At 42.4% G+C, this 26,263-nt stretch carries 25 protein-coding genes; 2 read left to right on the forward strand and 23 right to left on the reverse strand.

Going from position 1 to position 26,263, the window contains the following annotated elements:
- Positions 1 to 42: 42 nt before the first annotated feature.
- From EV146_RS08865 to EV146_RS08915, 11 genes are all read right to left on the reverse strand, one after another.
- On the reverse strand, positions 43 to 936 hold the full coding sequence (locus tag EV146_RS08865) for an AraC family transcriptional regulator (RefSeq protein ID WP_132004780.1): 894 nt from the start codon (positions 934 to 936) through the stop codon (positions 43 to 45).
- 45 nt (positions 937 to 981) lie between these two features.
- On the reverse strand, positions 982 to 1,809 hold the full coding sequence (locus EV146_RS08870; protein ID WP_132004783.1) for a carbohydrate ABC transporter permease: 828 nt from the start codon (positions 1,807 to 1,809) through the stop codon (positions 982 to 984).
- Positions 1,810 to 2,757, reverse strand: a complete 948-nt coding sequence (locus EV146_RS08875; RefSeq protein WP_132004786.1) for a carbohydrate ABC transporter permease — start codon at positions 2,755 to 2,757, stop codon at positions 1,810 to 1,812.
- A 64-nt stretch (positions 2,758 to 2,821) separates the two neighbouring features.
- On the reverse strand, positions 2,822 to 4,099 hold the full coding sequence (locus tag EV146_RS08880; RefSeq protein WP_132004789.1) for an ABC transporter substrate-binding protein: 1,278 nt from the start codon (positions 4,097 to 4,099) through the stop codon (positions 2,822 to 2,824).
- A gap of 444 nt (positions 4,100 to 4,543) precedes the next feature.
- A complete protein-coding gene (locus EV146_RS08885) occupies positions 4,544 to 5,470 on the reverse strand; it encodes an HNH endonuclease (RefSeq protein ID WP_132004792.1) in 927 nt (308 codons plus the stop codon).
- A gap of 353 nt (positions 5,471 to 5,823) precedes the next feature.
- Entirely contained in the window at positions 5,824 to 6,081 is a 258-nt protein-coding gene (locus EV146_RS08890) for a hypothetical protein (protein WP_132004795.1), read from the reverse strand.
- 339 nt (positions 6,082 to 6,420) lie between these two features.
- Positions 6,421 to 6,909, reverse strand: a complete 489-nt coding sequence (locus tag EV146_RS08895) for a HEAT repeat domain-containing protein (protein WP_132004798.1) — start codon at positions 6,907 to 6,909, stop codon at positions 6,421 to 6,423.
- 579 nt (positions 6,910 to 7,488) lie between these two features.
- The gene (locus EV146_RS08900) at positions 7,489 to 9,066 is read right to left on the reverse strand and encodes a SagB family peptide dehydrogenase (RefSeq protein ID WP_132004801.1); all 1,578 of its coding nucleotides are present in this window, start codon (positions 9,064 to 9,066) and stop codon (positions 7,489 to 7,491) included.
- 20 nt (positions 9,067 to 9,086) lie between these two features.
- The gene (locus EV146_RS08905; protein ID WP_132004928.1) at positions 9,087 to 10,994 is read right to left on the reverse strand and encodes a TOMM precursor leader peptide-binding protein; all 1,908 of its coding nucleotides are present in this window, start codon (positions 10,992 to 10,994) and stop codon (positions 9,087 to 9,089) included.
- 26 nt (positions 10,995 to 11,020) lie between these two features.
- Entirely contained in the window at positions 11,021 to 12,967 is a 1,947-nt protein-coding gene (locus tag EV146_RS08910; protein ID WP_132004804.1) for a putative thiazole-containing bacteriocin maturation protein, read from the reverse strand.
- 175 nt (positions 12,968 to 13,142) lie between these two features.
- Positions 13,143 to 13,520: a heterocycloanthracin/sonorensin family bacteriocin gene (locus EV146_RS08915; RefSeq protein ID WP_338419211.1), complete on the reverse strand. Its 378-nt coding sequence runs from the start codon at positions 13,518 to 13,520 to the stop codon at positions 13,143 to 13,145.
- Positions 13,521 to 13,804: 284 nt separating this feature from the next.
- On the opposite strand from EV146_RS08915, the gene EV146_RS26930 reads away from it, so the two are divergent.
- Positions 13,805 to 13,963, forward strand: coding sequence for a hypothetical protein (locus EV146_RS26930; protein WP_158287054.1), 159 nt, complete (start codon positions 13,805 to 13,807; stop codon positions 13,961 to 13,963).
- A 15-nt stretch (positions 13,964 to 13,978) separates the two neighbouring features.
- Here EV146_RS26930 and EV146_RS08920 read toward each other — a convergent pair whose 3' ends face one another.
- The 5 genes from EV146_RS08920 to EV146_RS08940 all read right to left on the reverse strand — a co-directional run bounded on the left by EV146_RS08920 (position 13,979) and on the right by EV146_RS08940 (position 18,951).
- The gene (locus EV146_RS08920; protein ID WP_132004810.1) at positions 13,979 to 14,191 is read right to left on the reverse strand and encodes a hypothetical protein; all 213 of its coding nucleotides are present in this window, start codon (positions 14,189 to 14,191) and stop codon (positions 13,979 to 13,981) included.
- 236 nt (positions 14,192 to 14,427) lie between these two features.
- A complete protein-coding gene (locus tag EV146_RS08925; RefSeq protein WP_132004813.1) occupies positions 14,428 to 15,135 on the reverse strand; it encodes a GNAT family N-acetyltransferase in 708 nt (235 codons plus the stop codon).
- A 341-nt stretch (positions 15,136 to 15,476) separates the two neighbouring features.
- Positions 15,477 to 16,049: a hypothetical protein gene (locus tag EV146_RS08930; protein ID WP_132004816.1), complete on the reverse strand. Its 573-nt coding sequence runs from the start codon at positions 16,047 to 16,049 to the stop codon at positions 15,477 to 15,479.
- A gap of 405 nt (positions 16,050 to 16,454) precedes the next feature.
- Entirely contained in the window at positions 16,455 to 17,468 is a 1,014-nt protein-coding gene (locus tag EV146_RS08935) for a thermonuclease family protein (RefSeq protein WP_132004931.1), read from the reverse strand.
- A gap of 238 nt (positions 17,469 to 17,706) precedes the next feature.
- Complete coding sequence (locus EV146_RS08940) at positions 17,707 to 18,951, reverse strand: GTPase family protein (RefSeq protein ID WP_132004820.1); 1,245 nt, start codon at positions 18,949 to 18,951, stop codon at positions 17,707 to 17,709.
- Between the two features lie 326 nt (positions 18,952 to 19,277).
- Between EV146_RS08940 and EV146_RS08945 the strand changes: the two genes are divergently transcribed.
- On the forward strand, positions 19,278 to 19,658 hold the full coding sequence (locus tag EV146_RS08945; RefSeq protein WP_241993868.1) for a ribosomal maturation YjgA family protein: 381 nt from the start codon (positions 19,278 to 19,280) through the stop codon (positions 19,656 to 19,658).
- A gap of 188 nt (positions 19,659 to 19,846) precedes the next feature.
- Here the strand turns inward: EV146_RS08945 and EV146_RS08950 are convergent, their stop codons facing one another.
- The 7 genes from EV146_RS08950 to EV146_RS08980 form a co-directional block, all read right to left on the reverse strand.
- Positions 19,847 to 20,287 carry a hypothetical protein gene (locus EV146_RS08950; protein ID WP_132004826.1) on the reverse strand — a complete coding sequence of 147 codons (441 nt, stop codon included), beginning with the start codon at positions 20,285 to 20,287 and terminating at the stop codon, positions 19,847 to 19,849.
- 852 nt (positions 20,288 to 21,139) lie between these two features.
- The gene (locus EV146_RS08955; RefSeq protein WP_132004829.1) at positions 21,140 to 21,439 is read right to left on the reverse strand and encodes a contact-dependent growth inhibition system immunity protein; all 300 of its coding nucleotides are present in this window, start codon (positions 21,437 to 21,439) and stop codon (positions 21,140 to 21,142) included.
- 591 nt (positions 21,440 to 22,030) lie between these two features.
- Positions 22,031 to 22,312 carry a hypothetical protein gene (locus tag EV146_RS08960; RefSeq protein WP_132004832.1) on the reverse strand — a complete coding sequence of 94 codons (282 nt, stop codon included), beginning with the start codon at positions 22,310 to 22,312 and terminating at the stop codon, positions 22,031 to 22,033.
- 5 nt (positions 22,313 to 22,317) lie between these two features.
- Positions 22,318 to 23,631, reverse strand: coding sequence for a pre-toxin TG domain-containing protein (locus tag EV146_RS08965; RefSeq protein ID WP_241993870.1), 1,314 nt, complete (start codon positions 23,629 to 23,631; stop codon positions 22,318 to 22,320).
- Positions 23,628 to 23,948, reverse strand: a complete 321-nt coding sequence (locus tag EV146_RS08970) for a DUF5082 domain-containing protein (RefSeq protein ID WP_132004835.1) — start codon at positions 23,946 to 23,948, stop codon at positions 23,628 to 23,630. The genes EV146_RS08965 and EV146_RS08970 overlap by 4 nt, the downstream gene beginning before the upstream one ends.
- 332 nt (positions 23,949 to 24,280) lie before the next feature.
- Entirely contained in the window at positions 24,281 to 24,502 is a 222-nt protein-coding gene (locus EV146_RS08975; RefSeq protein ID WP_121612642.1) for a hypothetical protein, read from the reverse strand.
- 205 nt (positions 24,503 to 24,707) lie between these two features.
- Entirely contained in the window at positions 24,708 to 25,928 is a 1,221-nt protein-coding gene (locus tag EV146_RS08980) for a sensor histidine kinase (RefSeq protein ID WP_132004838.1), read from the reverse strand.
- Positions 25,929 to 26,263: the final 335 nt, after the last annotated feature.

Raw genomic sequence — 26,263 nt, forward strand, 5'->3', positions numbered from 1 at the left:
TTATTGGCAGATGCAGTGTATAAAATCCTCACTTTTAGCTGGTCACCTGCTGAACTTCACTATGTCCTGGTCCACCGATTTCCGGTATTCGCCGGGCGTCATGCTGGTATGCCTTTTAAACAGAAGACTGAAGTATTGGCGGCTGTTGATTCCGATATAATAGGATATTTCAATCACAGGGATATCCGTATCGGCCAAGAGCATTTTTGCCTTTTCCATTCTCAGCGAGGTCAAATATTCCATAATTGTATATCCAGTCTGCCTTTTAAAAATCCGGTGCAGGTAGCCAGGGTGCAGACAGACCGCCTGGCTGACATCTTTTACCTGAATATCGCAATCATAATGGTGATGCAGGTATTCGATGGTCTTTTTAACATACACATTGGCTTGCTGATGGTCGGAGTTCTTTTTCCTTTCCTCCATCACCATTCTGGCAACCTGGTTCAGCAGCTGTCCTAAATAGAGCTGAACCATCATGTTTCTTCCTGATTCCTTTTTGTCTAATTCGAGTACAAGATTTTTTAGTGTATGGTAGATATCATTGGAATCTTTTAAAACGGCATAGCTTTGTTTATGCAGCAGGAATTGTGTCAAATCCTTATTTTCAGCGGCCAGCTCTTTAATCGAAGGAAAACTGCCTTCTTTTTTACAAAAGGAAAACTCCACGTTCAGCATCCGGCATGGGCTGTGTTTTTCAATAATCAGCCTGTGAGGGACATTTGAATCCAGCAGGATAAAGTCCCCCTTCTTCATGGAAATAGCCTCTTCCTCTGTCTCAACGGTACATTTCCCGTCAATCACATACATGATTTCAACTTCCTCATGAGTATGAAACGGCATGTGGTAGCTGTCCCATTGCTTGAAGTAGTAAGCGGCCACCTTGGGATGATAATGATCATTCAGTAATTCCCTGTGGTACAAACTGATCTGGTTCATAACAGCCTCCGATCAATTGTATTTTACAGTCAGTTGCTTCCCTGTTTACTTCCCTGCTCCCATCGTAATTCCTTTGACAAAATGTTTTTGCATCAACAAAAACAGAATGAGGATAGGAAGCGATGATAGAATGATCCCTGCAAAGCCGACGTTAAAATTCGTCTCGAATGCACTGAACAAGGTCGACTGCATCACCGTTAGGGTCTTCATATTGTTGTCAGTTAAAAACAGCTGCGGAAGGAGATAATCGTTCCAGATTTGCAGCGATAAAATAATCGTCAGTGCGGCCGCAACCGGCTTCAGCATCGGCAGAATGATTACCCAGAAGGTCCGCATGATCGAGCATCCATCGATAAACGCCGCTTCCTCAATTTCTTTCGGAATGGTTTTAACAAAGCCTGCCATAACAAAGATGGCGAAAGGAAGACTGGTCCCTACATAGAGGAAGATCACTCCAAAGAGATTATTAATGAAGCCCAGGCTGCTTCCAAGCACAAACATGGGAACGAAAATAACCTGGTACGGAATTAAAATCCCGGCAATAAAGAACATATAGCTTCCGTTAAAAAACTTGCTCCCGCCTCTCACAATCGAATAAGCGGCCATACCGCTCAGGAGAATCAGAAGCAGAACGGCACTTGCTGTCAGCAAAAATGTGTTGCCGAAGCTTTGCCAGAAGTTTAATGCCTCAAAGGCCTGGGAAAAATTATCCCATTCCAGCTTCTTCGGCAGCGAGAAAGGCGAAGAGCTAATGAGTTCTTCCGGTGACTTGAACGCATAGAGGAACACAACTAAAAATGGGAGCAGGTAGACCAAGGCAATGATCGTTCCAATCACTTGCAAAACCAACGTTCCTTTGCCGTACTTTTTCATCTATAATTCTACCTCCCTCTTGCGCAGGACTTTTAGCTGTATGAAGGCAAATACGAGCAGCACAAGCAAAAATATGACGCTCATCGCGGATGCGTAGCTGGACTGCTGTGACATAAAGGCACTGTCATAGATGTACATAATCGTTGATTTGGACGAATCTCCAGGGCCTCCGCCTGTAGACGCGACGATCAATTCGTACACCTTTAAGCTTCCGGTCGCGATTCCAATCGTACAGATGGTGATGGAAGGGCCTAGCATAGGGATGGTGATGTGGATGAACTTTTGCCACCAGCTGCCGCCATCCACGGTACAGGCCTCATAAATATCCTTCGGAACGGCCTGGAGACCGGCGAGATAAATCAGCATCCAATACCCGATCCACTGCCAGTTGTTTGCTATGAGCAATCCGGTCATAACGGTATCGGGGCTGGAAAAGAAATTAAAATTGATGCTCAAGCCCAGCATGTCATTAATGCTTGGCAGGATGGTTCCATACATCTTCGTCCAGATTTGCCCAACCAAAATCGGACTTAACAGCACTGGAGCGAAAATAATCGTCCGGTAGAAGTTCTTTCCCTTAATATTGCTGTCCAGCATAACTGCAAAGAGAAAGGCGGCCACATTCTGGATCAGCGTATTAAAGACCATGAACATCGCGGTAAATTTGAAGGAATTCAGAAACATTTCATCTTTGAATATTTCCATGTAGTTCGTGAGGCCAATCCAATTTTTCTCCAGCGAGAGGCCATCCCAGTCGGTGAAGGAATTGTAAATTCCCATTATTAAGGGGATCACCATTCCGACGACAAAAAACAATAAAGGCGGAAGCAATAAGATCAAGTACTGGAAAGTGCCTGCTTTCATCCTTTTCTTTTTTTGTACGCTGGCCGCCGGCTTGGCTGGAAGGTTCACGGAGATGGATGGTGTATTCTTTCTGTCCAGGTTCATAAAAACACCTCATTAAAAAGGAATGAAGGGGAGTCAGGGAGTCTCCCCTATGAAACTAGTGCTTTTATTTCGTTGAGAATTTTACTTTAGATTTGTAATCATCGGTCGCCTTTAACGCTTCATCCAGAGATTTTTTGCCCAGGAGCCATTCCGCTATATAGCTGCCTGCCTGCTCCTGGTATGGCCAAGGAATCTGCACATTTCCTACGTTGGCATTCGCTGCTCCAATGCTCTTATAATTGTTGATGTCTTCAACAAACGGAGCGTCCACATTTGAAACGACATCAGGAATCAAGCTATCCGTTTGAACATTATCGATATATTGTTTCGCCATGTCTTTGTTGGTTGCGAAGATTTCCAGCACTTTCTTTACTTCCTCCGGATGCTTGGTTATTTTGCTTCCTGAGAAGGTATGGTCCGGCTGCATAATGATTTTTGTGTTCTGTTCTTCAGTTGCCGGTGTCGGGAAGAAGCCAATTTCCAAATCAGGATTGTTCTTTAACACTTGAGCCGTCGACCAGGTTCCGATGATCCACATGGCTGTTTCTTCCTTGGCAAACTTTTCGGCTGCTCCTGTAAAGTCAACGCCAAACGGATCCTTGTTTGAGTATTTGTAGACGTCTTCGAAATGTTCAAAGACGGTTTTAAATTCAGGAGATTTTGCGAAAGCTTCTTTTCCTTCCTGCAGATCATCTCCCCATGCAGGATTTTTGGAGAACACTTCAACGGTGGCAAACTGGTTAAAGGAGTTTCCGATTTGATAGTCTTTGAAGTGAGCTGTGAAAGGTGTGATTCCGTTGCTCTCTAGCTTCTCGGCCACGGCCATCAGCTCATCCCAGGTTTTCGGAATTTCTATGTTGTTTTCATCGAAAATTCTCTTATTGTAGAAAACTCCCTGGAAGTTGGAGGTGTATGGGACCGCATAGTCCTTGCCGTTAATCTGGAGGGCTTTTCGGATATCCTCCGGGAATTCATTCATGAACTCTTCATTGGAAAGATCCATTAAATGCTCCGTATATTTTGGGTGGTCTCCTCCTTTAATCATCACGATGTCCGGCAGCTGTCTGCCCGCAATTCTTGTCTGCATGGTGGAACTGAAATCCGTATCCCAGTTTATGTACTCGAACTCCAGTTTCACATTAGGCAGCTCTTTTTCCACGGTATCCTGGATCAGCTTCTCCGTTTCCTTTGTGTTCGTATTATTCCAGTCGAGGACCTTTAACGTGACCTTGCCGTCCTTTGATGCACCACCTGTCGAATTTGAACCGCAGGCAGCCAGAATGGATCCTACAAGCATGATGGCCATGAACAGGCCGAACCATTTAGAGACAAATCTTTTCATTGTTACTTCCCCCTTTTCGTTTTCAGCTTTAAATCTTTTAGCGTTTGTGGAAACTTTCTGTTGAATCTCAGTAGAACGGCGGGCCCAGTGGTAAAACGCTTACAAAAGGGAGAATCCTAACATCATAGTTTTTTAATGCTAACCTAAAATAATAGAAGAAGAACAAAAAATAGAGAACTTCGAATCCAGGTTAAACTTCCCCTTTTTCTAACCACCATCGGAAACTCGCCAGAAAGCTGCCTCCCCTCTTTTTGTTTAGTTATTAGAAAAATCTGAACCTTGTATGTTGCCTACATTATATCGGTAGTAAACATAACTAAACAATAAACAATCCTAACCTCTTCCCATGAACCATGTATAAAATCCTAACTTTAAAATGAATCAACCTAACAAAGAAAGGTGCCTGACCCGCTTTAGTAAACTAAAGGGGGTCAGGCACCTTTTTCATTCATCCATTCTAAATATATTCTTTCTATGCCACTTGAAATAAGGTTTATTGTCAGCATGCACCTTTATTTTGGTCTTTGGATCCAACCAATAATTTAAGTAGTCCACCTCATTGATAACGGAAGAGATATGTAATCGTCCTTGCCCATCAAAGGTGATGAATCCATTGGTATAAAGGGCGTCATGATTCAAGCAAAGGAGGAGACCGTTATATGGATCCAGCCGCTCTTCATCCGTGCTGTCTCTCCATGGTTTTGAATAGCTTGCTTTCACTAATTGAGGTTGATCAATTCCGCATAGTGCACATTTGCCTTCCCATAATGGCAGCAGTTCCTTTTTAAATCTTTGCTGCCCACGGCGCATTTTTGTTATCGTTTCTGATTCTGTTTCTGCTAAAACCGGGATTAAGGTATTATGTTCCGTATGCCTTACCACATCAATCCCAAATTCCAGCTGCTCTTCTCTTACTTGATAGATGTTTAATTCGCTGATGAATTCCAGTAATTTAAGCACCAGTTCCTCGTTACAAGGATATAGATATCCTGAATTCCCATCCCCATCGTGCTGGAACGGCGAATATTTTATCGGCAAAAGCGGTGATATTTCCTTAAAATGATCCCGCACATGAAGTGGTTTATCTAATTCATGATATTCCAGATGGACCAGATACCCATCGTCATTCCACTTATCAGGATTTTGAATGGTTGAAGGCTTTTTCGCCTCTTTGCATCCTTCCTTCGCAATGCTGATCGCTATGATATTCCCTTTTACATAGTGAAAGACCCGGTCTCCTTCTTCTACCTCTGTCATTCGTTTCCACGAATGTGGCACCAAGCCGCCTTTATCCCGCTGGGGTGACCAAAGGATTCCCAGTTTTCGTTCTTCGTTATACGTTTCACCTTGCATCACAATGAAGCTGTTCAATCTGTTTCCCCCTAAAATACATCCAAACTAAGGTATCTTTATTTTACATTAAATTTTAATAATAGATACCTAAAGGTGTTCTGGGGATTGATTCAGATATGTAAAATTAAAAGTTATATATAAATTAATATGATATGTGGGGAACTGATTTGTCAGGCACTAACGGACGATAGAAAGCTGATCAATGGATCATCCCCATATTTGCATCTCGCTCGATCAAGTTGTCCCTCGAAAGTAAAGCTGAATAAATTTCAGATGTAGGAGCGGTCCCTTTCTCGAACACGAGGAACGTGATCATCCTTCTTTTCTTTCTCTAATTCTTCTCTCTTTCTTGTTTTTGTACTGCATTCGTTTCACTCTCGTTTTCCTTTCGTTCTGCCACCGTTCCGCGATGAAAAGAGAAAAAAAATTAACGAATCCTTTTGCTTGTATTTAGTCATATTTAATAGAGAAGACAGGGTTCCGACACCCTTCATCAGTTTTTCACCCCAACGGTTTATTGTGCTTTTGAGATAACGCTTTTCTCCTCTGAACTCGCGGTAACCAATATCCTTCGGCAGATTCGTATTAGACCTGGTAGACTGCCCTCTTTTAAACTTAATGCCATTCACCGTTATACCCTCCTCCCTTGAAGAATGGATTAATTGCCAAACAAACAGACGAACCGTACCTGCTCCCCTCCATAGCTCTATTCGTAGGACCTCCTGAACCCATTTAACCAAAGCACACATATTCGCACCTCACCTTTTATCCTTTTCACCCTCTATATACATAAAAAGAGTTTTAAAAGACAGGGTCAGTATTAAATTTCAAAAAAAGTTTCCCATTCTAACACCAAGAGTATGCCATTGTAATTTTTCCAACATTCAATGGTTTTTTAGACATAAAAAGGCACCTGTAAACAATATTCACAGGCGCCAAAAAAATAGGATGGCAAATTGCTTTTTATTCTATCTGACAGGAATGGCAGACCACTGCTCTTCCAGCCACTTATCAAAGTCAGGGCCCTTTTCTCCCTCATAGGTATCATATAAATCCATTCTTGTCTTTTTCACTTTTTCTTTGAAGTCTTCGTATGAATGATCTTCAGGCAGGCTCTTCTTTATTCTAACCAGGACCTTATTTGTATCTTTAATTAGCTCTCTATTCTTTCTTTCGGGCATTGTCACGTGTTCGCCCCATGCACGAAGTCTGCGGTAAGCAGCTTCCTGTATTTTATAAACCGGATCATTTTCCAGCCTTTGGTTTAATAAATGGATTGTTTCTTTACTTTTGAAGCGACCTAGCTCTTCAATGGCATCTAAACGGTCTCTCCAGCTAGATGTACGATTAACCGATTTTTTTAACTCATTAAAATTCTCCGGTAAGTCTTTTCTAGCTTCTTTGGTTCTTCCTTCAGTTGTTCTTGCTTCGTTCTTTCTGGTTTCATTTTTTCTCAAACCTATTCATTCTCCTTCATGTTATGAACTTTCGCAAAAGATTCCTTATTCATTATACCTTAAAGGGCTGGTGATTCAGGCATTTGTTTCATCACCTTGTAAGAATATTTGACTGATCATTTCACACCCAACTAACAGTAAGGATGCCCTAAATTCTTTTCATTCATAGATCCAGGTAGTCGAGTTCACGATTTTCATACTGATTTGACCCTAGACCAGAAAAATCACCTTTTTGCTTTTCCAGTGAGACAGTACTTTTACTGTGTAACACTTACACATTCGTTTCATAACATATAGAGTAATTTCGCATCCGATATGGGTTACCTACACATAAGCTATCCGCCCAAGGGTAGCTTCTTGTATGTTTTTTATCTATTTATGAAGCAAAAAAAGCGGTTGAAGGATGAATCTCCATATAGGAACACGTGACTCATTAGCTCAAAATAAGCTGTCCCAATTCCTTTGAGCAATGGAAATCCTCTATAACCATCCGGGAAAAAAGCTGTCCCTTCAGCGAGAGACAGCTTTTTTATGCTTTCTAATGCTCATTGCCGATCCTTTCAAACCCGGGAACCTTTACTAGCCTCGCAGACTCCCTTTTAACCATGGGCGTTGGCGGTAAGGTCCGATGGGAACCTGGATCAGGCTGGTTTTTTCTGTATGCTTCATTTTATAAATTTCATCACACAGGTTTGCATCATAGCCAAGGAGAGGGTGCCCTCCCATCCCGATTGCTGAAGCAGCTAAAAGCAATCGCTGTACGAGCATGCCTGCTTCCATTTGCTGGATTCGATACCCTCTATACCCTAATGAAGTTTTATCGAAATCCTTATCCCCTGCAACATGCAGACAGAGTGGTACTTGAAGCAAGTTGACATTGTGCAGGGACATTCCTGACTGCAATTGAAGCCGATGGTCTCCTGGCTGGACCTCTATTAGTTCATGGGCCGCTCCATCATAATGATAGGCACCATTCGGAATGCCCTCCACATTATAAAAACACCCATATAGCGTGACGCGGGGCTCAGGATTTTCCTGCACTCCATCCAGATCATTTCGGTAATGAAAAGAGCTTGTGGCCTCTTGAAGCAGGAATGCCAGCTGTTCCGCACTGATTTTTCCTAAAACAAAATCCATATCGGGTGAAAAGCGCTGCTGGCAGACAGACGCAAAATCATACGATCCTTTTTGAATCTCTGGCAGAGGAACACGTTTCCCTCCAGTATCGCTTCGCTCCTTCTCCTTAATTGGTTCAAAGAAATGGGTTGATTCGTTAAAAGATGCCTCATTTATGGTGGTTAACAGTGGATATTCTTTTACCCTCTTGGAACGAACATAATGGGAGTTCTTGATGGCCGGCAGCTCATCACAGAGTTCACTCGCAAACACAATACCATCTGTGTCCCTTGAGTTATTCATCCAGATGGTAGGCTCCACGGTTAAAGGAATCACACCATACACACTTTCTTCCTGTTCCGGGAGACCAAGAAGATGGTTGATGGACCGGTCAAGAAATTGAAAGTATACCCCTGTTTCAAAGCCAAACCTTTTTGCTGCTTCAAGCAGCTGCCCTATCATGGCACCTGCATCCAGGCCTTGCAGACGGTAGGCAAAGTTATTGTATTTATAAAAGTTCTTCCAAAACATTGTCGATACAAAAACAGTGCCAAAACATGCAGATAGATCACAGCGACTGCCAATGGCCATTTTAATATAGGAGTCAAAGTTGCCTTCTCTCAATAATGCCAGGCGATGGTGTGCAGCATCATAATGATAGACACCGTGAGGCAAATCATCCAGCTTGAGATATAAGTACAGTTCGTTTGGATATAAGGCTCCGCCGGATGGAGCAAACCGTTTATAGGTATGCATCACTTGAGCTGCAGGATCAGGAGACTCCGGGGAAAGGGCCGTTTCACAATATTGCGCAAGGCCATTCACATACCAGAGAAAGTGACTCATTCTGCGAAGGTCAGGCTTTGTGGGCACTTCGTATCCTTCCAGTGTGAGTGGCACTTCCAAAGACAATGGAACAGTTGGAAGTCCCTGGTAGAGCTTATACGCAAGCGGGGCATCTTCCCAATCCACTTCCCAGTCCGGCGAGTTTGTTTTATCAATGTCAAAATGCAGGTTATGCAGAAATTCCTCCTGTTTCATTTCAGGCCCCCTACTCCCCCTTATGGAAACGGATGCGGATATGGATTAAGCTGTTCCAGTGATAATGGCTGCTTCGTATATCCCAGTAGCTTAGGGACCTTCAATACCCTTTCCAGCCCGGTAATGCGGGTCAGGTGATATCCGAATGTCATCGGCAACATCCCCGGAATCAGTACCTTCACGCAATGCAGACTGTTTCGAAGGGTTTCAGGTGTCGTTTGATCCACCACAATCACATCCAGGTTCAATTGGCGAAACGCCTGAAGAATGTCCTTTAAATCTTCTGTCAGGTCTGCATGCTTGCCCTCCCACTTGAATTCCTCGGAGAAGGTCCGCAATGGCCGGTTATCCTCCAGCAAAAACTGCAGACGTTTTTCCGCCTCGGGCAAACCGTAAATCATGCCGTGGTCATCCATTTTTCTTACCAGGGAGGAATCCTGCAGCATACCGAGGAATGTCTCCCGTCCGGCCTCCAATTTATCGTCTAGCGTAAGCATCATGGCCGCAAGTTCGTGAAAGGCACTCTTCACGGCTCTCAGCGGATCCAGATGGGCGCCAGCCGCACAGATTAAATTCAGCCCTTTTTCTTTCGTGTTTTTAGCGATAGCCAAAATACTTGGGATGCCGTTTTCCATTGTCGAGTTGAAGAAATGAAGCTCATATCCAGCCACTGTTCGCACACGGTCAATCATCAGCTGCAATTCTTCATCACCTGCGGACTCAGGGTCCAGACGAGGCAGGCTTAGCTTGGCATACCAGGTCAGGAGAAATGAATCTCGCTCCACCACTTCCATGATCCCGTGGAAAATGGCCTCCTCCAAGCTTCCTCCCAGGGCGCACCCGTTGCTTGTTTCGTATACAAATCCATCACCGCAGCCCAAACTGTAATAGGCAAGGAGCTCTGGAACGAGAATCGAACGCTCCTGTAAAAATGAATACCCCCATACCCAGTTCATCGGCTGGTCCGGATTGAACTCCCTAAAAGGAAAACCTCGGCTGGTATACTGTTCCTTTGCATGTACACCGACCTTCACGGGATTGAGCGCCTGATCCTCTAGATTTCGGTAACTGTCATGAACAACGGTTCTTTTTCCACGGGGGCCAAGGCCGCAGTACCTTTCGAGCCCCTCCAGTATGGCGGTGGACTCACTTATTTTATAGGAGTGAGTCCGTCCTGCTACACCTTCATCCCCCATAAACAAGGGCAGATTTACACTGACATCCGCAAATGGCGGGACAAGGTCATACATTTTGCCATTTAAAAAGCCGGTGCGATTATCCAGATAGTCTTTTGCCAGCACGTTGCTTAGATCATCCATCGAAAGACAACGGTAGCTGTCAGAGCTGATTTTATGGCATGGTTTCAGGGAGATGACGGCGCGGCTCTCGGAATCATCCGGCACTTTCCCGCAGACCGGACATAACGCATCAGGAAGAAAGGTATGCCGAGAACTGTTCAATGTTTTCAGGTTGATTAAAAAGATCTTTCCCTGCTCTTCCTGCCTCCCTTGCAGAATCTCCTGCACCTCTGCCTCAAGCAGGCTGACCATGTGTAAAAGTCCTTGATGCGATGCCCACACATCGCTCCGGGAACTTCCTTGCATTCCCGCTTTTTGTTTTATTTCCCACATTTCTTTTCGGTCGCGTCCTGCCATTACGTATCTTCGGTCTGCACATTGGCTGCATCCTGGCGTACCCGGGCGGACCAGCGGCCCAATAACACCCTCCCCAAAGAGGATGAACCCTCGCAGCCAGGGAACGCCGGAGCGCAAACAGACTTCTTCCGCCTTTTTATGGATGGAAGAATTCCAGTGATCATGGAGCACAAGAATCAAATCGGACTTTTTCGGCATCCCACCCTCGAAATCCGCCAGGCGAACGACATGGCTTGTGGCGGACAGTTTGTCGAACATATAGCCAGCCAGCATTCCTTCACCGACAATCACTACCGATTTCACGAGGATTCCTCCTCTCTAATCAGCACTCCAAACACACCAGCCAGCCCCTCTGTCAGCACTGGTTCTGCTTTGATTTCAAACACCATTAGCTGCCTATGATTTTGTTCCAGGAGCTGCAGGGCTGACTCCAACAGCTCGGATTGTGATGTTTCCTGGGAGGAACGGATCTCAAGGTTTTCCGCCGATTCCCCCGAATGAAACACAGATTCTACTGATTGGGCTGCGAGAAAATCCTCTTGATTTTGTGCCTTCATCAGAGCCTGTTTTAATGCTTGCTGCAGCGCCAGGGTCAAATTCAGCCCTGTACTGCGGAACCATCCTTCACTCGTACCGACCCACACGACCGGGAACCCCGATACTTCTTCTCCTACCCCAATGATTGGCTCCCCCTGCATTCTTTTTAGTGACTGTAAATAAAACTGGCATCGTTCATCTTCCACTTTACCAAGGGAAACCGGAGTTACATAATACTCCCGATTGTGCTCCCGATCGGACAGCTCCTGCTCCAGGTATCGCTGCAGTCCCCGGCACAGTGCTTCCGCGGCACTTTCCCCTGCGCCGATGCCAACAGTCAAATTCTGTACTGCCCTATTCTTTTTTTTAGGGTGAGAAGGAAGAAGCAGATGGACCGTTTGCAGGAAATACTCTTCAATGCCTGTAAGCCCCGCTTCCCTTCTTGCCTCCTCATGAGTGAGGCCAGAACAGACTTTTTCCGGCAGAAGCGACACCGGCCCCTCAGACAGCACGTTGACTGCCTGGACTTTGCATTGAGCCAGAGGCAGCTGCTTTAATTCTTCCTCCTCCCAAATATGGAAAATGCCTGACTCCGGAGAAGTCAGCTTATTAAAGAAAAGTAGCAATTGACCGGGTTCAAGGTTGCGGTCTCTTTGTTTGCACAGCACATCCACATCTTCCACCCAGCGGGCAGATAGATCGCCTGTTACAAATGGATGGGGCAAAAATGAATGCCAGCTTCCTTCGAGGGTAGTTAAATTAAGCAGGTAAAATCGGTCCAGTTGTTCCGGCTCCGTTACTTCTGTGATTTTTTTAAATAGTTCAAATGCAATAACATTAGCGAGCACGGCCCCTGCTACTGGTGAGAAGCCGGAGGACTGCACGCCTTCCTCTTGTTCAGGCAGGTGCAGTCTGCGCCATGCAGACTCCCAGCCTCCTGCTGAGTCCTTATGCACCAGCGGACCTGCCATTCCATAATCCTCGAGGCACAGCGAAGGAAGGAATAGCTTCTGTTCTTCTTTGCAAATGGAATGGAGTGCCCTCAGCTCCTCTATATTCTCCTCCTCTGAAACATATAAAATCGCATCATACCTCCGCACAATCTCCTGCCAGGAACCAGACTCCCCGTTCTCCACAGTGATTTCCTCTAAAGCCACCTCGTGGTCAGTTGTCTGAAAATGATTCACGAGTTCCGTCAACCGTTCTCGATTCGTAGGTGACGAGTCTGTTATCACTACGTTCAATGAAGGCAGCCCTGATTCAAACAAGGAAGAAACAAGCGATGTAAGAATAGAACCAGATCCAATCGCAAGCACTTTTGCCTGTCGATACCTTTCAAAATGGAATGCTCCGGAACCCCGAAAACTGTCCAAAAATTCAATTTGAGCGGCATATGTTTTCAGAGTCCGTTCTTCCAGAAGATGTGGAAGGTCCTGGCTGACATCCCGGACAAATCCATTTTGTAAAAGCACTTCTGCAATTTCATACACTCGATTCCGGTATGGACCGGGCAATCCTTCTGTCAGCTTCGCCATTGTGTTCTCCCCGTTGAACATTGGCATGAGCTTTTCAATCCACTGATGAACATGGCTGCCTTCCATGCGGAACGAACTTACATTGTTCCGGAAATACACACCATGGTTGGGATCAGGGAGATATAAGGTGTCCCTTTTTACTTTTAAACGCATAGAGGGGGTCAAATTGGCCATCCTGCTCCTCCTTACACGTGATCTATTACCAGACAAAATCGTCACGTATACTATCATCCTATGAGGTACGATTTGTCTCATATGTATGGACGTAAAGAGAAAGACCCCTGCAGAAGCTAAGCAGGGGCCAGTCTCTTGTCCTTAAGTGCGAGAATTTCACTGGGAAAAACTTGTGTTAATAACCGCCGCAACGGCCTCCGCACCGACCGCCGCAGCGGCCTCCTCCATGGAAGCAGTTGTGACAGCGGAAACAGTTGAAGCAATTATGGCAGCGGAAGCAGTTAAAGCAGCTGTAACAGGAGAAACAGCTGAAGCAACGGCCAAATCCAACGCCAATAACGCCAAATTGCCTGGAATCATCAGCATAGTACTGATTTTGATCCCAAGGAACAGCCTGATTTACATTAAAATCTCCAAGATTCAGCATTTGTAATTCATTTTGAAAATCATTCATGTGCATACCCTCCGTCATATTTATAAGACCCGTGAACAAAAATGGAACGGGACGAGCAATGCATGAAAGAACCGTCAATTGGTAAACAACCTTAGGCATTTCATGTACTCACAACCAAAATATGTCATAAACAGGGAGTTGCCACTGATTAAGACGCCTATTTTGTTTCTGCTTCCTTTTTAGCTTGTTTGCTCATAAACAATTCACAGTTGATTTATGAAAAAGCCTTATCAGTAACCCGCTGCGATTGTTGGATAGAAAAAGGTCTTCATCAAGCCGATGAAGACCAAGCGCAGCGACAGTTTGATAAAAAAAGTCCTTCATCATGGCGATGAAGACCAACTGCTGCGATAGTTGGTTAAAAAAAGGGATTCATCAAGCCGATGAAGACCAAGCGCAGTGATAGTTGGATAAAAAAGACCTTCATCATGGCGATGAAGACCAAACGCAGTGATAGTTGGATAAAAAAAGGGCTTCATCACGGCGATGAAAACCCGACGCAGCGTCAGTTGAATAAAGAAAGGTCTTCATCAGGACGATGAAGACCAAACGCAGCGTCAGTTGAATAGAAAAAGGTCTTCATCAAGCCGATGAAGACCAACTGCAGCGACAGTTAGATAGAAAAAGGTCTTCATCAAGCCGATGAAGACCAAACGCAGTGATAGTCGGATAAAAAAAAGGCCTTCATCATGGCGATGAAGACCAAAAGCAGCGACAGTTGGATAGAAAAAGATCTTCATCAGCACAATGACGATAAGGCTTTTTAACAAACTATTATTATTGCAAATGAAGACTGTATTAACTATGAATGAAAGGAAATATTAATATATTTAGAACCTCTTGCCTACCTATTTTATTCTATTCTATAGAAATGAGTATACAGGGCACAGTTCCATTCTGCCAACTTAGCTTAACCCGGTGTAAGAATCATCTGGTTTTGCTGACGGTATCCGATTGGTACTGTAAGCTATAAAGAACTAAGTTATCATCCAATGGTGCTGTTCTTTTAATTCTCCTGGTTCCTCCCAAAACTCACCCAGTATTCCCCATCTTCCAATTCCAGCTGGATTCCGCGCCAGCCCGCTGCCAGCATTTCCTGTTGCGCTTTTGTATCGCCCATCTTAAGTCTGGTGATTTCCGACCAGTCTTTATCGCGTCCCTCTGATAATTCCTTTACAAAAACATAACGCAGCATTCCGCCGTATTTCTCTTTTAAAGCAGCGATTTCCATGCCCTGTGCAAATTTATCTTTTAGACTTGGAATGTTAAACGGTGCTACCGTGCAGCAGATATGGGTAAAGCTGTTGTCTGTCTTCATCAGTTCTTGCATGATGAGGATTGCTAAGGTTTGCTGCAGTCGGTTGCCTCGGTATTTCTGATGGACAATGGAGACTTCCTGGTAAATGACTCCTGGAAGCTCTTCTTCGCTCAACCCGATATCCCGGCCTAAATGATCCTCATCAATTTCAGGAACCAGGAGAGCACGAAAACCTATAAGCCGCTCTTCTAGAAATACTCCAAGCATTAAACCATTTCCTGATAATATATTTAGAAACTCCTTTTTCGTAAGCGGCTGGAGTGTTTCCTTCTTTTCCAGAGAATTGATCACAGTATTCTGCAAAGCGATTATTTCATTTATATTTTCTAAGGATAACTCACTAACTGTAAATGACTCCCCGCCCTGTTGCAGGGTTCCTTCATAAATGATGTTCACCGTTTTCCCTCCTTGAACGGACAATTGTCTCATAGACCGTCAGCACCTTGATGGAGCATTTGTATATCACATCCACTCTCAGTGCCATCTTCGGTAAGACGTAAGAACAGTTCATTATAACATAGATTGCCTTCATTTTTTTATCTTAATTGGTCGAGTCCAGGAAACGGAGGTTTACCGTCTTTTAGAATGCATACCGCTCTGCTCTTCGGCTTCCATATACAAACAAGCCTTTTCCATTCCCGCTACCTCCAAACGAAAAAAAGCCGGACTTAGCGCCAGGCTTCTTTCCTTTCTAATCGATTGCAGCGCCAGCTTTTGCTTTGAATTTTTTAACAGCACTAGCTATCCATTCTCTTGGGATTTTCACTGTCATTGATATCTATTTCTAATTCCCCATCTTTTCCATCCAGAGGAGCTTTCCCAATCACTGCTCCCATTGGGATATAGACCCCTTCATCACTTGAGCTCTCATTCATGATGAGAATATAATGCTTACTCTCTTTCATGAGTTTATATCCATTAACCGAATATGTAACCTTTTGGCCGTGTCTAATCGTCCCTGATGCAGCGTTTTCCAGCACTTTGATGACTGTCTTATTCCCCATTTCGTCACCAGTGGTATTTTTGATTACCTCTTTGACCTCAACATCCGAAATAGTAAATCCACCCAGGATGCCTCCGTCCCCATCTTCATGAAACGTTGGCACTTCCTTGTCTAATTTTTTCCCAATGACGATCAATGTGGATTTCCTCTCCATATCTTCAAAGCTCTCAAAGGGTTCACTTTTGCCTTGACTTCGAAATTCTTTTACAGGCTGCGCCGAATTAATCGCATACACTCCGCCATACCCAAGTCCCCCTGCCAGTACAACACCCAGGACCGAAGAAAATAAGATATTTCTCTTTTTCATGTTATTGACCCCTTTTATTTTAATGTCTTCTGGCAGCTTCTAATTTCTATAGGCAAATGGACTTTAAATTTTTTTAAAATCTTCATCCTATGCAATCCAACGACGAGGCCATCCTGATCAATCATTTCTCTTAGAATTCTCCCTCAATCCTTTTCAATCCTCCTGAAATTGGTAGAAAACTGGGTTTTGCTTTTTTTAAATGGTACGAACTTTACTTTGTTCGTCATCTCCCAGTCTATCCACCTATTCATAGATGGATAGACTCATAGTTCCAAGTAAGCACTAACTAAGGTTGTTCTTTTACCAAGGGGGATATTAATTCACTTAACTCTTCTGCTTTAGCCACGGTTTAATACTTTTTTTAGGCATTAAAAAAGAAGCAGCGGGATTTCCACTGCCTCTTTCTTATCGCTCACAAGCATAATTGTCTTTGTCCCTGTCATGTTTGGAATCATAGGCCGGGTGCCCGGCTGGTACTCCATCAGGATAAATCTTTCTCAGCTCTGTACAGTTTTGGAAATACTCTGGAGCTGGAGTTGGTTCTGGCGCTGGAACTGATTTTGGTGCTGGTTTTGGCTTAGGTGCCGGAGCAGGGTCAGCTTTTGGCTCTTCCTCATAGTGGAAGCCGTGATCGTGATCTACATGGGCATAGCCTGGAATGGACCAGACACCAATCTTCTTATTTCTCGCAATATCTTGTGCTTCATGAAATTCATCTAGCATTGTTAAATCATTATACAAATAAGCCGTTGCAGCCAACCCTTTTTCCAGGACCATTTCCTGGTAGGTTTTATTTCCGACCCAGACGTAAGCCAAGATTCGGCCATACCTGTCTGCTTTCTCCTTGCCCACCTGAATGCCAACGGTTTTGTTTTTAAGAGTTTCCGTAGCAAACTGTGATGCTTCCGGTCCAAAAGGCTCAACTGGCTTTTGTGGATGCTTCGTTTCCGGTGTATCGATCAATAACATGCGAATCTCTTTTTGCTCTCCATCCATCAGTACTTCAATCGTATCCCCATCAATCACGCGGACGACTTTTGCCCGAACCCCTTTAGCCGCTGGAGTAGCCGGTTTTGGCTGAGCAGGTTTTGGCTGAGCTTGCTTCTGCTCTTCCGTTTTGGCTTTGTCCTTTGACTCTTCCTTTGAAGCAGACTCTTCTTTTTGTTCTTCTTCCTTCTTAGTCGGTTCCGCTTCTTCCTTCTTCTCTTCATTGGCCTGCCGCTCTTCCTGCTTGCTTGTCTCTTCAGCAGGCGGATTGACTGTACCATCAATGATTGCCATAGCTGCGAATAAAACAAAAGAGCCAACCGCAATTATAAAATCACCTTTCCAGTTCTTCCTTTTAAATAAAGAAACAATGCCCTTGAAAACAAAAAACACAAAGGCTAAAAAAGCGATAATCCCTATAAACATGAACATGTATCTATCTCCCCCCAACGAGTGATTATAGCAGAAGGGTCACTAAAAGCTGTACCTATTTTTAAATTTTCATATACCTCTTATTCCCATATCATTAAAGTCATTTTCTTTTTAAGTATTCTGAAAACCAAAGTTTATAAGCGACCTGTAAAAATACGTAACGATCCGGTGGGATTACCACTGAAAGAGTTTGTATAGAAAAAAAGAGCCCGCTAATTAAGCGGACTAACTACATTCTCTACGAATTATTTTCTTTTCTTTCCTTAAATACCTTGTTAAATTGCTGCTTCGTGCTTTCGATTGACACTTCATCGATAAAATAGGCGATGGCCGCTTCCGATAAGGCATATGTCCCTGCGGTCGCGACGGCTCCAGAAATGATGTTTCCCCCTACGGGGATAACTTTAAGTAGCTGGCGGGCCACTTGTCTAAAGGCAAAGCCAGCGGCTACATTTAGACCTAATGCACTTAAGAACTCCGCTATCCCTTTTTTATCTAGTTTCTTTCCGCCAATTAAGCCAATGGTTGTGACCAGAAACATCTGCAGTCCCGTGATGATGGGGATATCCGCTATTGGAATGGGACTTGCTCCAATAGCCCCCGTTACTCCCGAGATACTTTTGCCAATCCTTCTAGCCAGTTTTTTTTGAACGGACTTTAACTGCGAGAGCTGAGCGAGCTTTAATTGGGCCTGGTTGGGCAGCTGTTCGATTAAAAAATCGAGTAATAGATCGATATTCCATCTAGTATCGTAGACAATCTCCCCGTTTTCAAATTCCATATAGCTGCTCACAGGGATCACCTGAACAGGGTTGGAGACGGAATCCCTTAGTTTTGTTGATAAAACTTCCACCGCATCCGCTATATTCTTTTGTTTGACTTCATGTTCAAACGGCGGCTGATCGACGGATTTAGGACTTAATTCATCCACCTGGGTGACGATTCCCACGATTGGGATATCAAATTGGTGCTCACTCTCAATCGTTCGTTTCAGCTCTGACAGCTGCATCAAGTCTTCATCAATCCGGGAGCTTACTTCCTTGGCTTTACATAAAAATAAGATGGCATCCGGGCACTTTTCTTTAATGGAAACCTGAATCTCTTCCATGGCTGTGGCCTGTGAAATTTCCTCTTCCGGTCGTTCAGCCTCCCCAAGCCCCCTTGTATCGAGTATTTCAAGATTGCCTGAAGCCGATGTGTAGGTATGCCACTTCCCAATCCCGGTTCTGGCCTTCACATCGCCAATTTCCGCTCTCTGTTCACTAAAAATGGCATTGATCAAGCTGGATTTTCCTGCGCCCCTTCGCCCGACAATGGCAATCCGCGCCGGCCGCGCATTCAAGGTAAATTCCTTCAATTGTTCCAGTTCCAGTTTTATTTTGTCTTTGATCGCTGAAGGCAGCTTTGAATCTACCAAACCTTCATAAATGGATTTTATTAAGTCATTCAGTTGATCTTTTTTTATCTCATCTTGTTGAGTCATTTGGCCTTTCCTCCTCCTATCTTCCTTGACCTTTAGTTATAAGTGCAGCAGTTACATTCGCCTTTCATATATATAAGATTTCAATTCTCCCTCTACTATACCCTTCTAAAATGCGGTCGAACCCGTATGTTTTATTGCGTATCAGTAACCCTTTTTTTATAAAAGCAGCTGGTAAACAGCACTAAAAAGTTTCCAATTACTTCACTTAATGTTCCACTTCTTCTTTATTATCATTTAGAATGTTTAACAAACGCTTCTTTAATTTCCTCATTACAAAGGTGATTTTATTGAATACCGCTAACTGAACATTAAGGATCGTTTATACCGTGTTGGTGCTGATCCTTATTTTATTGGGACTAGCCTCGAGAACATATAGTAATAACCTGTACCCTTTTCTGGCGGAGAATGCCGGGGATGCGTTTTGGGCGATGATGGTCTATTTTGGTTTCCGATTTCTTCTGATCCGGAAAGGAATTGTAACTGCCATTGTGGCAAGTTTGTTATTTAGTTTTGCTATTGAATTCAGCCAATTGTATCAAGGGGACTGGATCAATCAGATCCGGGGAACCTTGCCTGGAGCTTTGGTATTGGGGCATGGATTTATCTTTGTGGATCTTATTCGTTATACGGTTGGTATTTTCATAGGGGCGTTTATTGATCGGGCGGCATTTGTAAAATACTTTAGGAATGGTGTTAGTGATGAATAAATTCTGTTTTAGTTATAATAGTAATGCCCTGAGCTCACTAAGCTGGTTATACAAAATGCAAAAAGGAAGGCCAATAATTGAAAACGGGTTCTCTTTTAGGGAAAACTCTTTTATTTGGTCAAATTGCATTTAAATTAAATATATAAACAGTATCGATCATAACTAAAAGAGCAGGAGTTTCTGCTCTTTTAGTTTTTGAGTAATATTTTTTCTAATATCTGTGCATTGTCTTTTTCTAAAGTTCCATACCGTTCTTTTTCATTGTTACTAATAATTGTTGCGGTATCATTACTTTGAATGAACCAAATCTGGTATTCAAATAATCTTTCAGGCATATTCTCATCATATTTGAAGAATAGGGTTGCCTTTATATCTTCTTTTCTACCCATTTTAGGTTCTACATTTGGCTCCCACTTAATTTGTTTAAATGCTTTTCTTAATGCATCTACCGTTTCTTCATCCGTAATCATTTCAGCTTCTCCATAGCTTCCATCTTCCTGAACCACTTCAATATCTACCCTGGAAAGTTGACTTAAATCAAACTCATTCGAAGATTTATTGATACAGCCCACTAAAAACATGGCGAAAATAAGGCACATGATAAGGGAGACATTCGTTTTTTTTGACAAAAAACCAACTCCTATAAAATAATTCCTTATTAAATTATACAACATTTCCCAGCTAAATCTTTAACTATCTCAGGTAATATCCCATAGAAACAGAATATTAATCAGAAAGGACAATAGGTATTTTCCGTTTTTGCTGGCTTTGGTACATCTGCAAAGAAACCTTGATTTTGTAATAAAAAGACCCAACAAAACTGTTATTTGGTCTGTCTTTTTATTATTCACTCTTCTATCCCAAAGGAGAACACAGTCAGAATCCAGAATAATCCTGTTACATAAAAACTTGAACTAAAGAAGTATGAAAATACGTAGCCTTTGGCGGCTCCTCCATATAGGAGACTAATAAGAAACTGATGTTTTACGGCTAAAACTCTTTAGGTCTGACTGTACGGCTCTCACTTGTTCACTCTAAAACCTCTTGGGTATAATATAAATAAGAACTCAAATATATTAAAAAAGCCACTGGTAAAAATACCTCCAAACGTTCAGTCAATAGAGAGTTCCCTTCAAGGGGGACAGCTATAATGGGAATAATCCACCAGAGGCCGGCAAGCTCAAGGGTGGATTATTTTTTATGGATATATTGATTGCGAACTGACCCAAAGATCTAAACTTCAGTAGCCCGAATGCTTTGGCATATTAGCGTTCCACTGCCTAGTTGTGAAAAAAGGAGTCCCGACTCATCCTAATAGACTTCTTTGAAAGCTTTTTGGACCTTTAGTGTTTTGATGACATTTCGGACCCCTTAAAATTTTTTACATTTTTGTGGTGTCCGCAAATTTCAGCACAGTGTAGACCTCAAAAAATAAACCTTGAATAGGCTTTAGCAATTCAAGGTTCTCTATTTAAAATTATTCATTTTGTTTTGACAGCTTTTTTTATTACTTCTACTAATTTATTTATCCACTGAAGAGGGGTAAATTCAGTTGCTGGAAAATAAATTTCTGCATTATCTTGAATAATCCGTTCCTTTTCTTGTTTTGTTAATTCACTATGTAAAAACTCTTCACAATATTTTATTGTAAACAATAGACATTCTTTATTAGCTTCATTTATGAAGTCATCCAATGCTTGTTCTGGAGAGCTGATATCTTGGTGAAATGTTCCTCCTAAAAAATCTTCTACCTCTACAATGAAATCATATTGTTCATCCATTGGAATTCCTCTCTTTCTATTTGACTGGATATCCTATTAGTATAAAATCACCATTATTGTCCTTTTTAAGAACAATTTTTGCGTTCGTTACATTTTCAACTTCTGCTGAGTTTCTTATTACATTTCTACAAATTACCTCTCTATCTCCCTAATACCTAATTGGTAATGTAAGACCACTATTAAGGTCAGAAAGCCACTTTTTTATTTTCACTATTCTTTGGATTACTTAGAACTGTGCAGTCCTCTGTTCTAGTAATCGTTCTTTGTACGTAAAAAGCTGCGAAAAAAATTAAAGGTAAGGAGTTGACAATGAAAATGGTGGTAACTGATGTTTTTATGATTAATTTCATTAGGTAAACATTAAATAGGTTGATGTACGTACTATATAATTTGTTAAAACATTATACTAGGGCATACAAGGCTTAATCATATTCTCTGTCTAAAAAATAAATTATTCGTTACTTGGGAGCCCCACAACAAAAAGTAAAACCTTCGGGACTGGGTATCCCCGCACAAAAAACCTTGAAAGGCTTTAGCCAATCAAGGTTTTTTAATAATCTCTAATTATAATCAATACTTTCTATCTGTAAATTATCTCCACCTCCAGTTAATTTCCCTGTCAGGATAAACTGCAGGTATGTATATACCCTTTTTCCTATTTTCATTATCAATAATATACCAATTGCTATCATCTAACCATTCTTCGTTATAATTAGTTTCTTCAAAATCAGCTTCCTCATCTACAATCTTTGCAAAAAAATCGCTGAATTTATCTATATTTTTCGAAGGGGTAATTTCAGCATTAATCCACATCCCTTCAACACTAATGTTGCGTATATCTCCTAAAAACTCGTTTAAAAAGTATAGTTTCAAAATTCTCACTCCTTAGGCGAAACCTTAATATAGTGGCTAGGAACTTCCCCTTTAATCAAATACTCATTATCCCTTTTAGTCCAGTTAATTGCTCTATTCTTCCAAAAATGCGAAGAAACAACATCTCTTTCAATTAACTTTTGAATCTGTTTTGGGGAAAGTATAACAACATCTTTTACCTTTCCAGACTGTATATCTTTCCTTAAGGCTGATAAATCTAGTTCAATTGCATTTTCTCCATAATTTCCAATCACATTTTTGTTATTTGTAAAACTAGTATAAGGACTATTAGATTTAGCTCCTTTTCTATAACCTCCAAGTATATGCTCTGTAACAGTTACTTGTCGCCCTTTATATAAACCATCCTTACTGGCTGGAACTAAATTACCTGAACTCGATATATGAGGTTTACCAATTCCATTTGGTCTAGTTGGAGAGTGAAGTAAACTATCACCTCTATATAAATTACTTTTGTTGGTTACAGAAGCATTATCTATACCCTTATCAACAAACCCCTTCCACCGTTCCTCCGTCTCAGCCGCCATCTTCACAATATTTTCCTTGGCTTCGCTAAAAGCTTCCCTTACAGTAATATCATTGAAAGAAGGGCCTCCTGCTGTGGCAGTAGCTTTCCCCAAGGACGGAATCCGTACATCCCCCATTGCTTTTGCTGTGTTGGCGATCCATTGCCTGGTGGCGGAGAAAGGGGCCACGACTACATCATTGTACACATCTTTGAAGGCTTTTTGGACCTTTTGTGTGCTGACGACGTTTCGGATGCCCTTGAACACTTCGGGGGTTTTGGCGATGGCGGCAAATCCGGTCTTTGCGGCTGCCCCTTTGCCGGCTTTTACTCCCATCGAAACGGCTTTACCACCGACCCCGACTGCTTTTGCAGGCGGGAAGATGGTCAGTGCCAGCATGAGTCCTGCCAGGGCTTTGTCCCCGGCGGACAGCTTTTCGCCGGTAACCGGGTCATACTCGCCAGCCAGCCGCTGGATGTCATACCATCCGACCATTTCGAGCAGGAATCCGCCGACCTTTCCGGCGAGGCTTTGTTCGGACTGCCTTGTGCTAGAAGCGGTCAATTTTACGAGACGCTGTACATCGTCGAGTTTGTGTTTGTACTTTTTGATTTGATAGTTAAAATCGGCTTCCAGGTTTTCAATGGAAGCTGGCATGGTTCCCGGGAAATTGGCTGCGAGAGATCCCAGATGCCAATTGATAGCGTTAAGCGCATGGTCGCATTCCTGCTCCGCCCTGCCGATTTGGTCTGCAAAGGCCTCCAGCTGATCCGCGTTGATTTGAATCCGGCTCATTTTAATGCCCGCTCCTCGCTGTGGAGCCTGGAGATTTCGCGGTTCAGTGCTCGCAGCAGCTCTTCCCCTGTATGATAAGCCCTGTTTCCCGTATGGTTCAATTCCAATGCCATCTCTTCATAGGCTCTCCTGGTATCTCCCTGCCAGGAACCTGTATAACTTCCATGTGCGACCTTGTATGTACGTTTGGCATCCTCCAGACTCTGCAGGGCCTGCCTCACATTTCCCCTGTATCCTTCCAGGGCTAAAATCTTATATCTTATCTTTGCCAGCTTAGCCAGCCGTACAGCTGCATCGTCCACCTTACTTAAATCCATCCAGTCTCCTCCAGCTTCGTTCACTAGGTATATAGTAAATTTTACCAAAGGAGACCAATTGAAAAATCCTGCTAAATTCTTAATTAGGGAGCAGAAAAGTATGTGAATGATAGTTCTTATTGCCTATATCCAATTATGTTAATAGAGGAAAACGAGGATTATAAGTAGATTTTTGATCGATATTTTTTAGAGTTCCAGATCATATAATCCAATGCCAGTTTACTCCAAAACAAATTCAATGGTAAAAATCAAATAACCTATAGACCGTTGATGTTCGCAACACCAAGCGGTCCTTGTTATTGAAGGTTACTGAGAGTAGAGAAGTCCGGTTATTACCACTTCCCATTTTGCTCTAAGATTGATTTTAAATCCCTAAACAGATTGTTATGAGTTCTTGCTCTTTGTTCTCCATTGTGCTTATCAGTATGCTCAATGCTTGTCAGCCAAGACTCTTTCCCTTCGTGAGGATTTTTAATGGAAAGATGAATGGTGTTTTCGTCTTGTTTCCACATGTTAAAGTTAAGTCCAGATAAAGTTTTCGTTTCCTTCGTCATATTATTTTCCCCTTCCTTTTTGCTGGTCTTCTTTCAAACGATCTTATCACAATTGATCACGTGTTCGTTTCAATCTTCTCACCCATCATTTATGTAAAAAACATGACCATTCTATCAAAATTTCATTCTTATTTTATCCCTTAGTGTGAAAGCGCGGCTAGTGTAAAGGATATTTGAACAGGGGTAGGCAACAGGAAATGTTCCCTTATCCCTGATTTTTGGCAAGGGGAAATTGGATGATGACGGTCGTTCCTTTCCCTTTCGTACTTTGAATGCTGATGGTTCCATTATATTTCTCGGCAATGTTGTAGCAAATCATCATTCCCAGTCCTGTCCCTTTACTTTTCAAAGAATAAAACGGAGTGCCAAGGGCCTTCACTTCCTCCTCTGACATGCCGTGTCCAAAGTCAGTCACTTTAATTGTTGCAACATCTTTGTTCCTGTCAGCAGTTAAAAGGACAGAGCCGCCAAATTCAGAAGCCTCAATTGCGTTCTTGATAATGTTGATTAATAATTGTTTAAACTCTATGGTGTTGGCGGCGATATAGCAGTCCTCCTCCACCTTTAATTCAATCTGGTTATCATGCAATAATCCATATGAATGAAGTAAGTCTGTCACACTTTGAAGAACAGCCTTTACATCTACTGATTCTGTCTCTGGCTCCATATTAGGCTTCGCAATTGATAGAAATTGAGATATGACCTGTTCGGCTGTATTCAACTCATCTACCATCAACGTAAAATGCCTCTTTTTCTCCTTACTGAAGGAAGGGTCTTCTTCATATAATTGCAGAAAGCCTTTTACGACGGTCAATGGATTTCTGATTTCATGTGCCACGGCAGCCGCCAGCTGGCCGGTTGTCTTCATGCGCTCAGCGTGCTGGATTTGTTCAAAATATACTTGCTGTTTCTTGATTCTTCGATACGATATGTAAAAGATAAAATAGATAATGATCTGACTGCCAATAAAATTAATGACATTGCCTGCGGGATCCAGCTTGATATAAGGATAGAAATTTCCAAAGTCACTAAATGTGATAAACCCAAATATGAACAGGATTGATAGGTTGTTCAAAAGCAGCGAAAAATAAAAGAGCTTTGGATCAAAATACAAAATTGAAAATGCCGGCATTAGACATAGAAAAATAAAGGTGGACCATGTCCCAGGGTACAGAAAAAATAGCGTATAAAAATAAAAGGCCAAGACCATCATGATCATCATTCTAAAAAGACGAGTCTCATACTTTGGATACAGCAATAAGCATGCAGACAGAAGTATAACTTGTGCAATTTGAAAAATATATCCAGTACTAATGGCACCAAAATAGGGATTTTCCACAAATAGACCGATCATCATGATAGCGATAATAATAAATACAATACTGTAATAGATTTTTTTATCGATATGACTGTAAAATTCCTTCATACCTGCTCCTTTACTCAATAAAAACCCAGAAACTAATAAATAGATTATATTGCCATTAGTTATATTATCACAAATTATTGGTATTAATTAGATTTCTTCTATCTTAACTAGGAATAAAAGCGTTAAAGTCATTCAACGGAAGCCCCACTTAAGTTACAGGATAGCTGGAGCTTTACGACTGGTTGTGCCAGATGGCCGTTATGTTGCACTCAAAAAAAAGAGGTTGGGCCATAACTAGCTTCAAATAGTGAGAAAGGTGAAATTGAGCGTACTCAATTTCACCTTTCTCTGTTTTTGCTTGTCTTTCTACTATATTCTTAGCTGTTGGCCGTGAA

This window comes from Mesobacillus foraminis, assembly GCF_004340465.1.
Classification (GTDB): Bacteria; Bacillota; Bacilli; order Bacillales; family Cytobacillaceae; genus Mesobacillus_B; species Mesobacillus_B foraminis.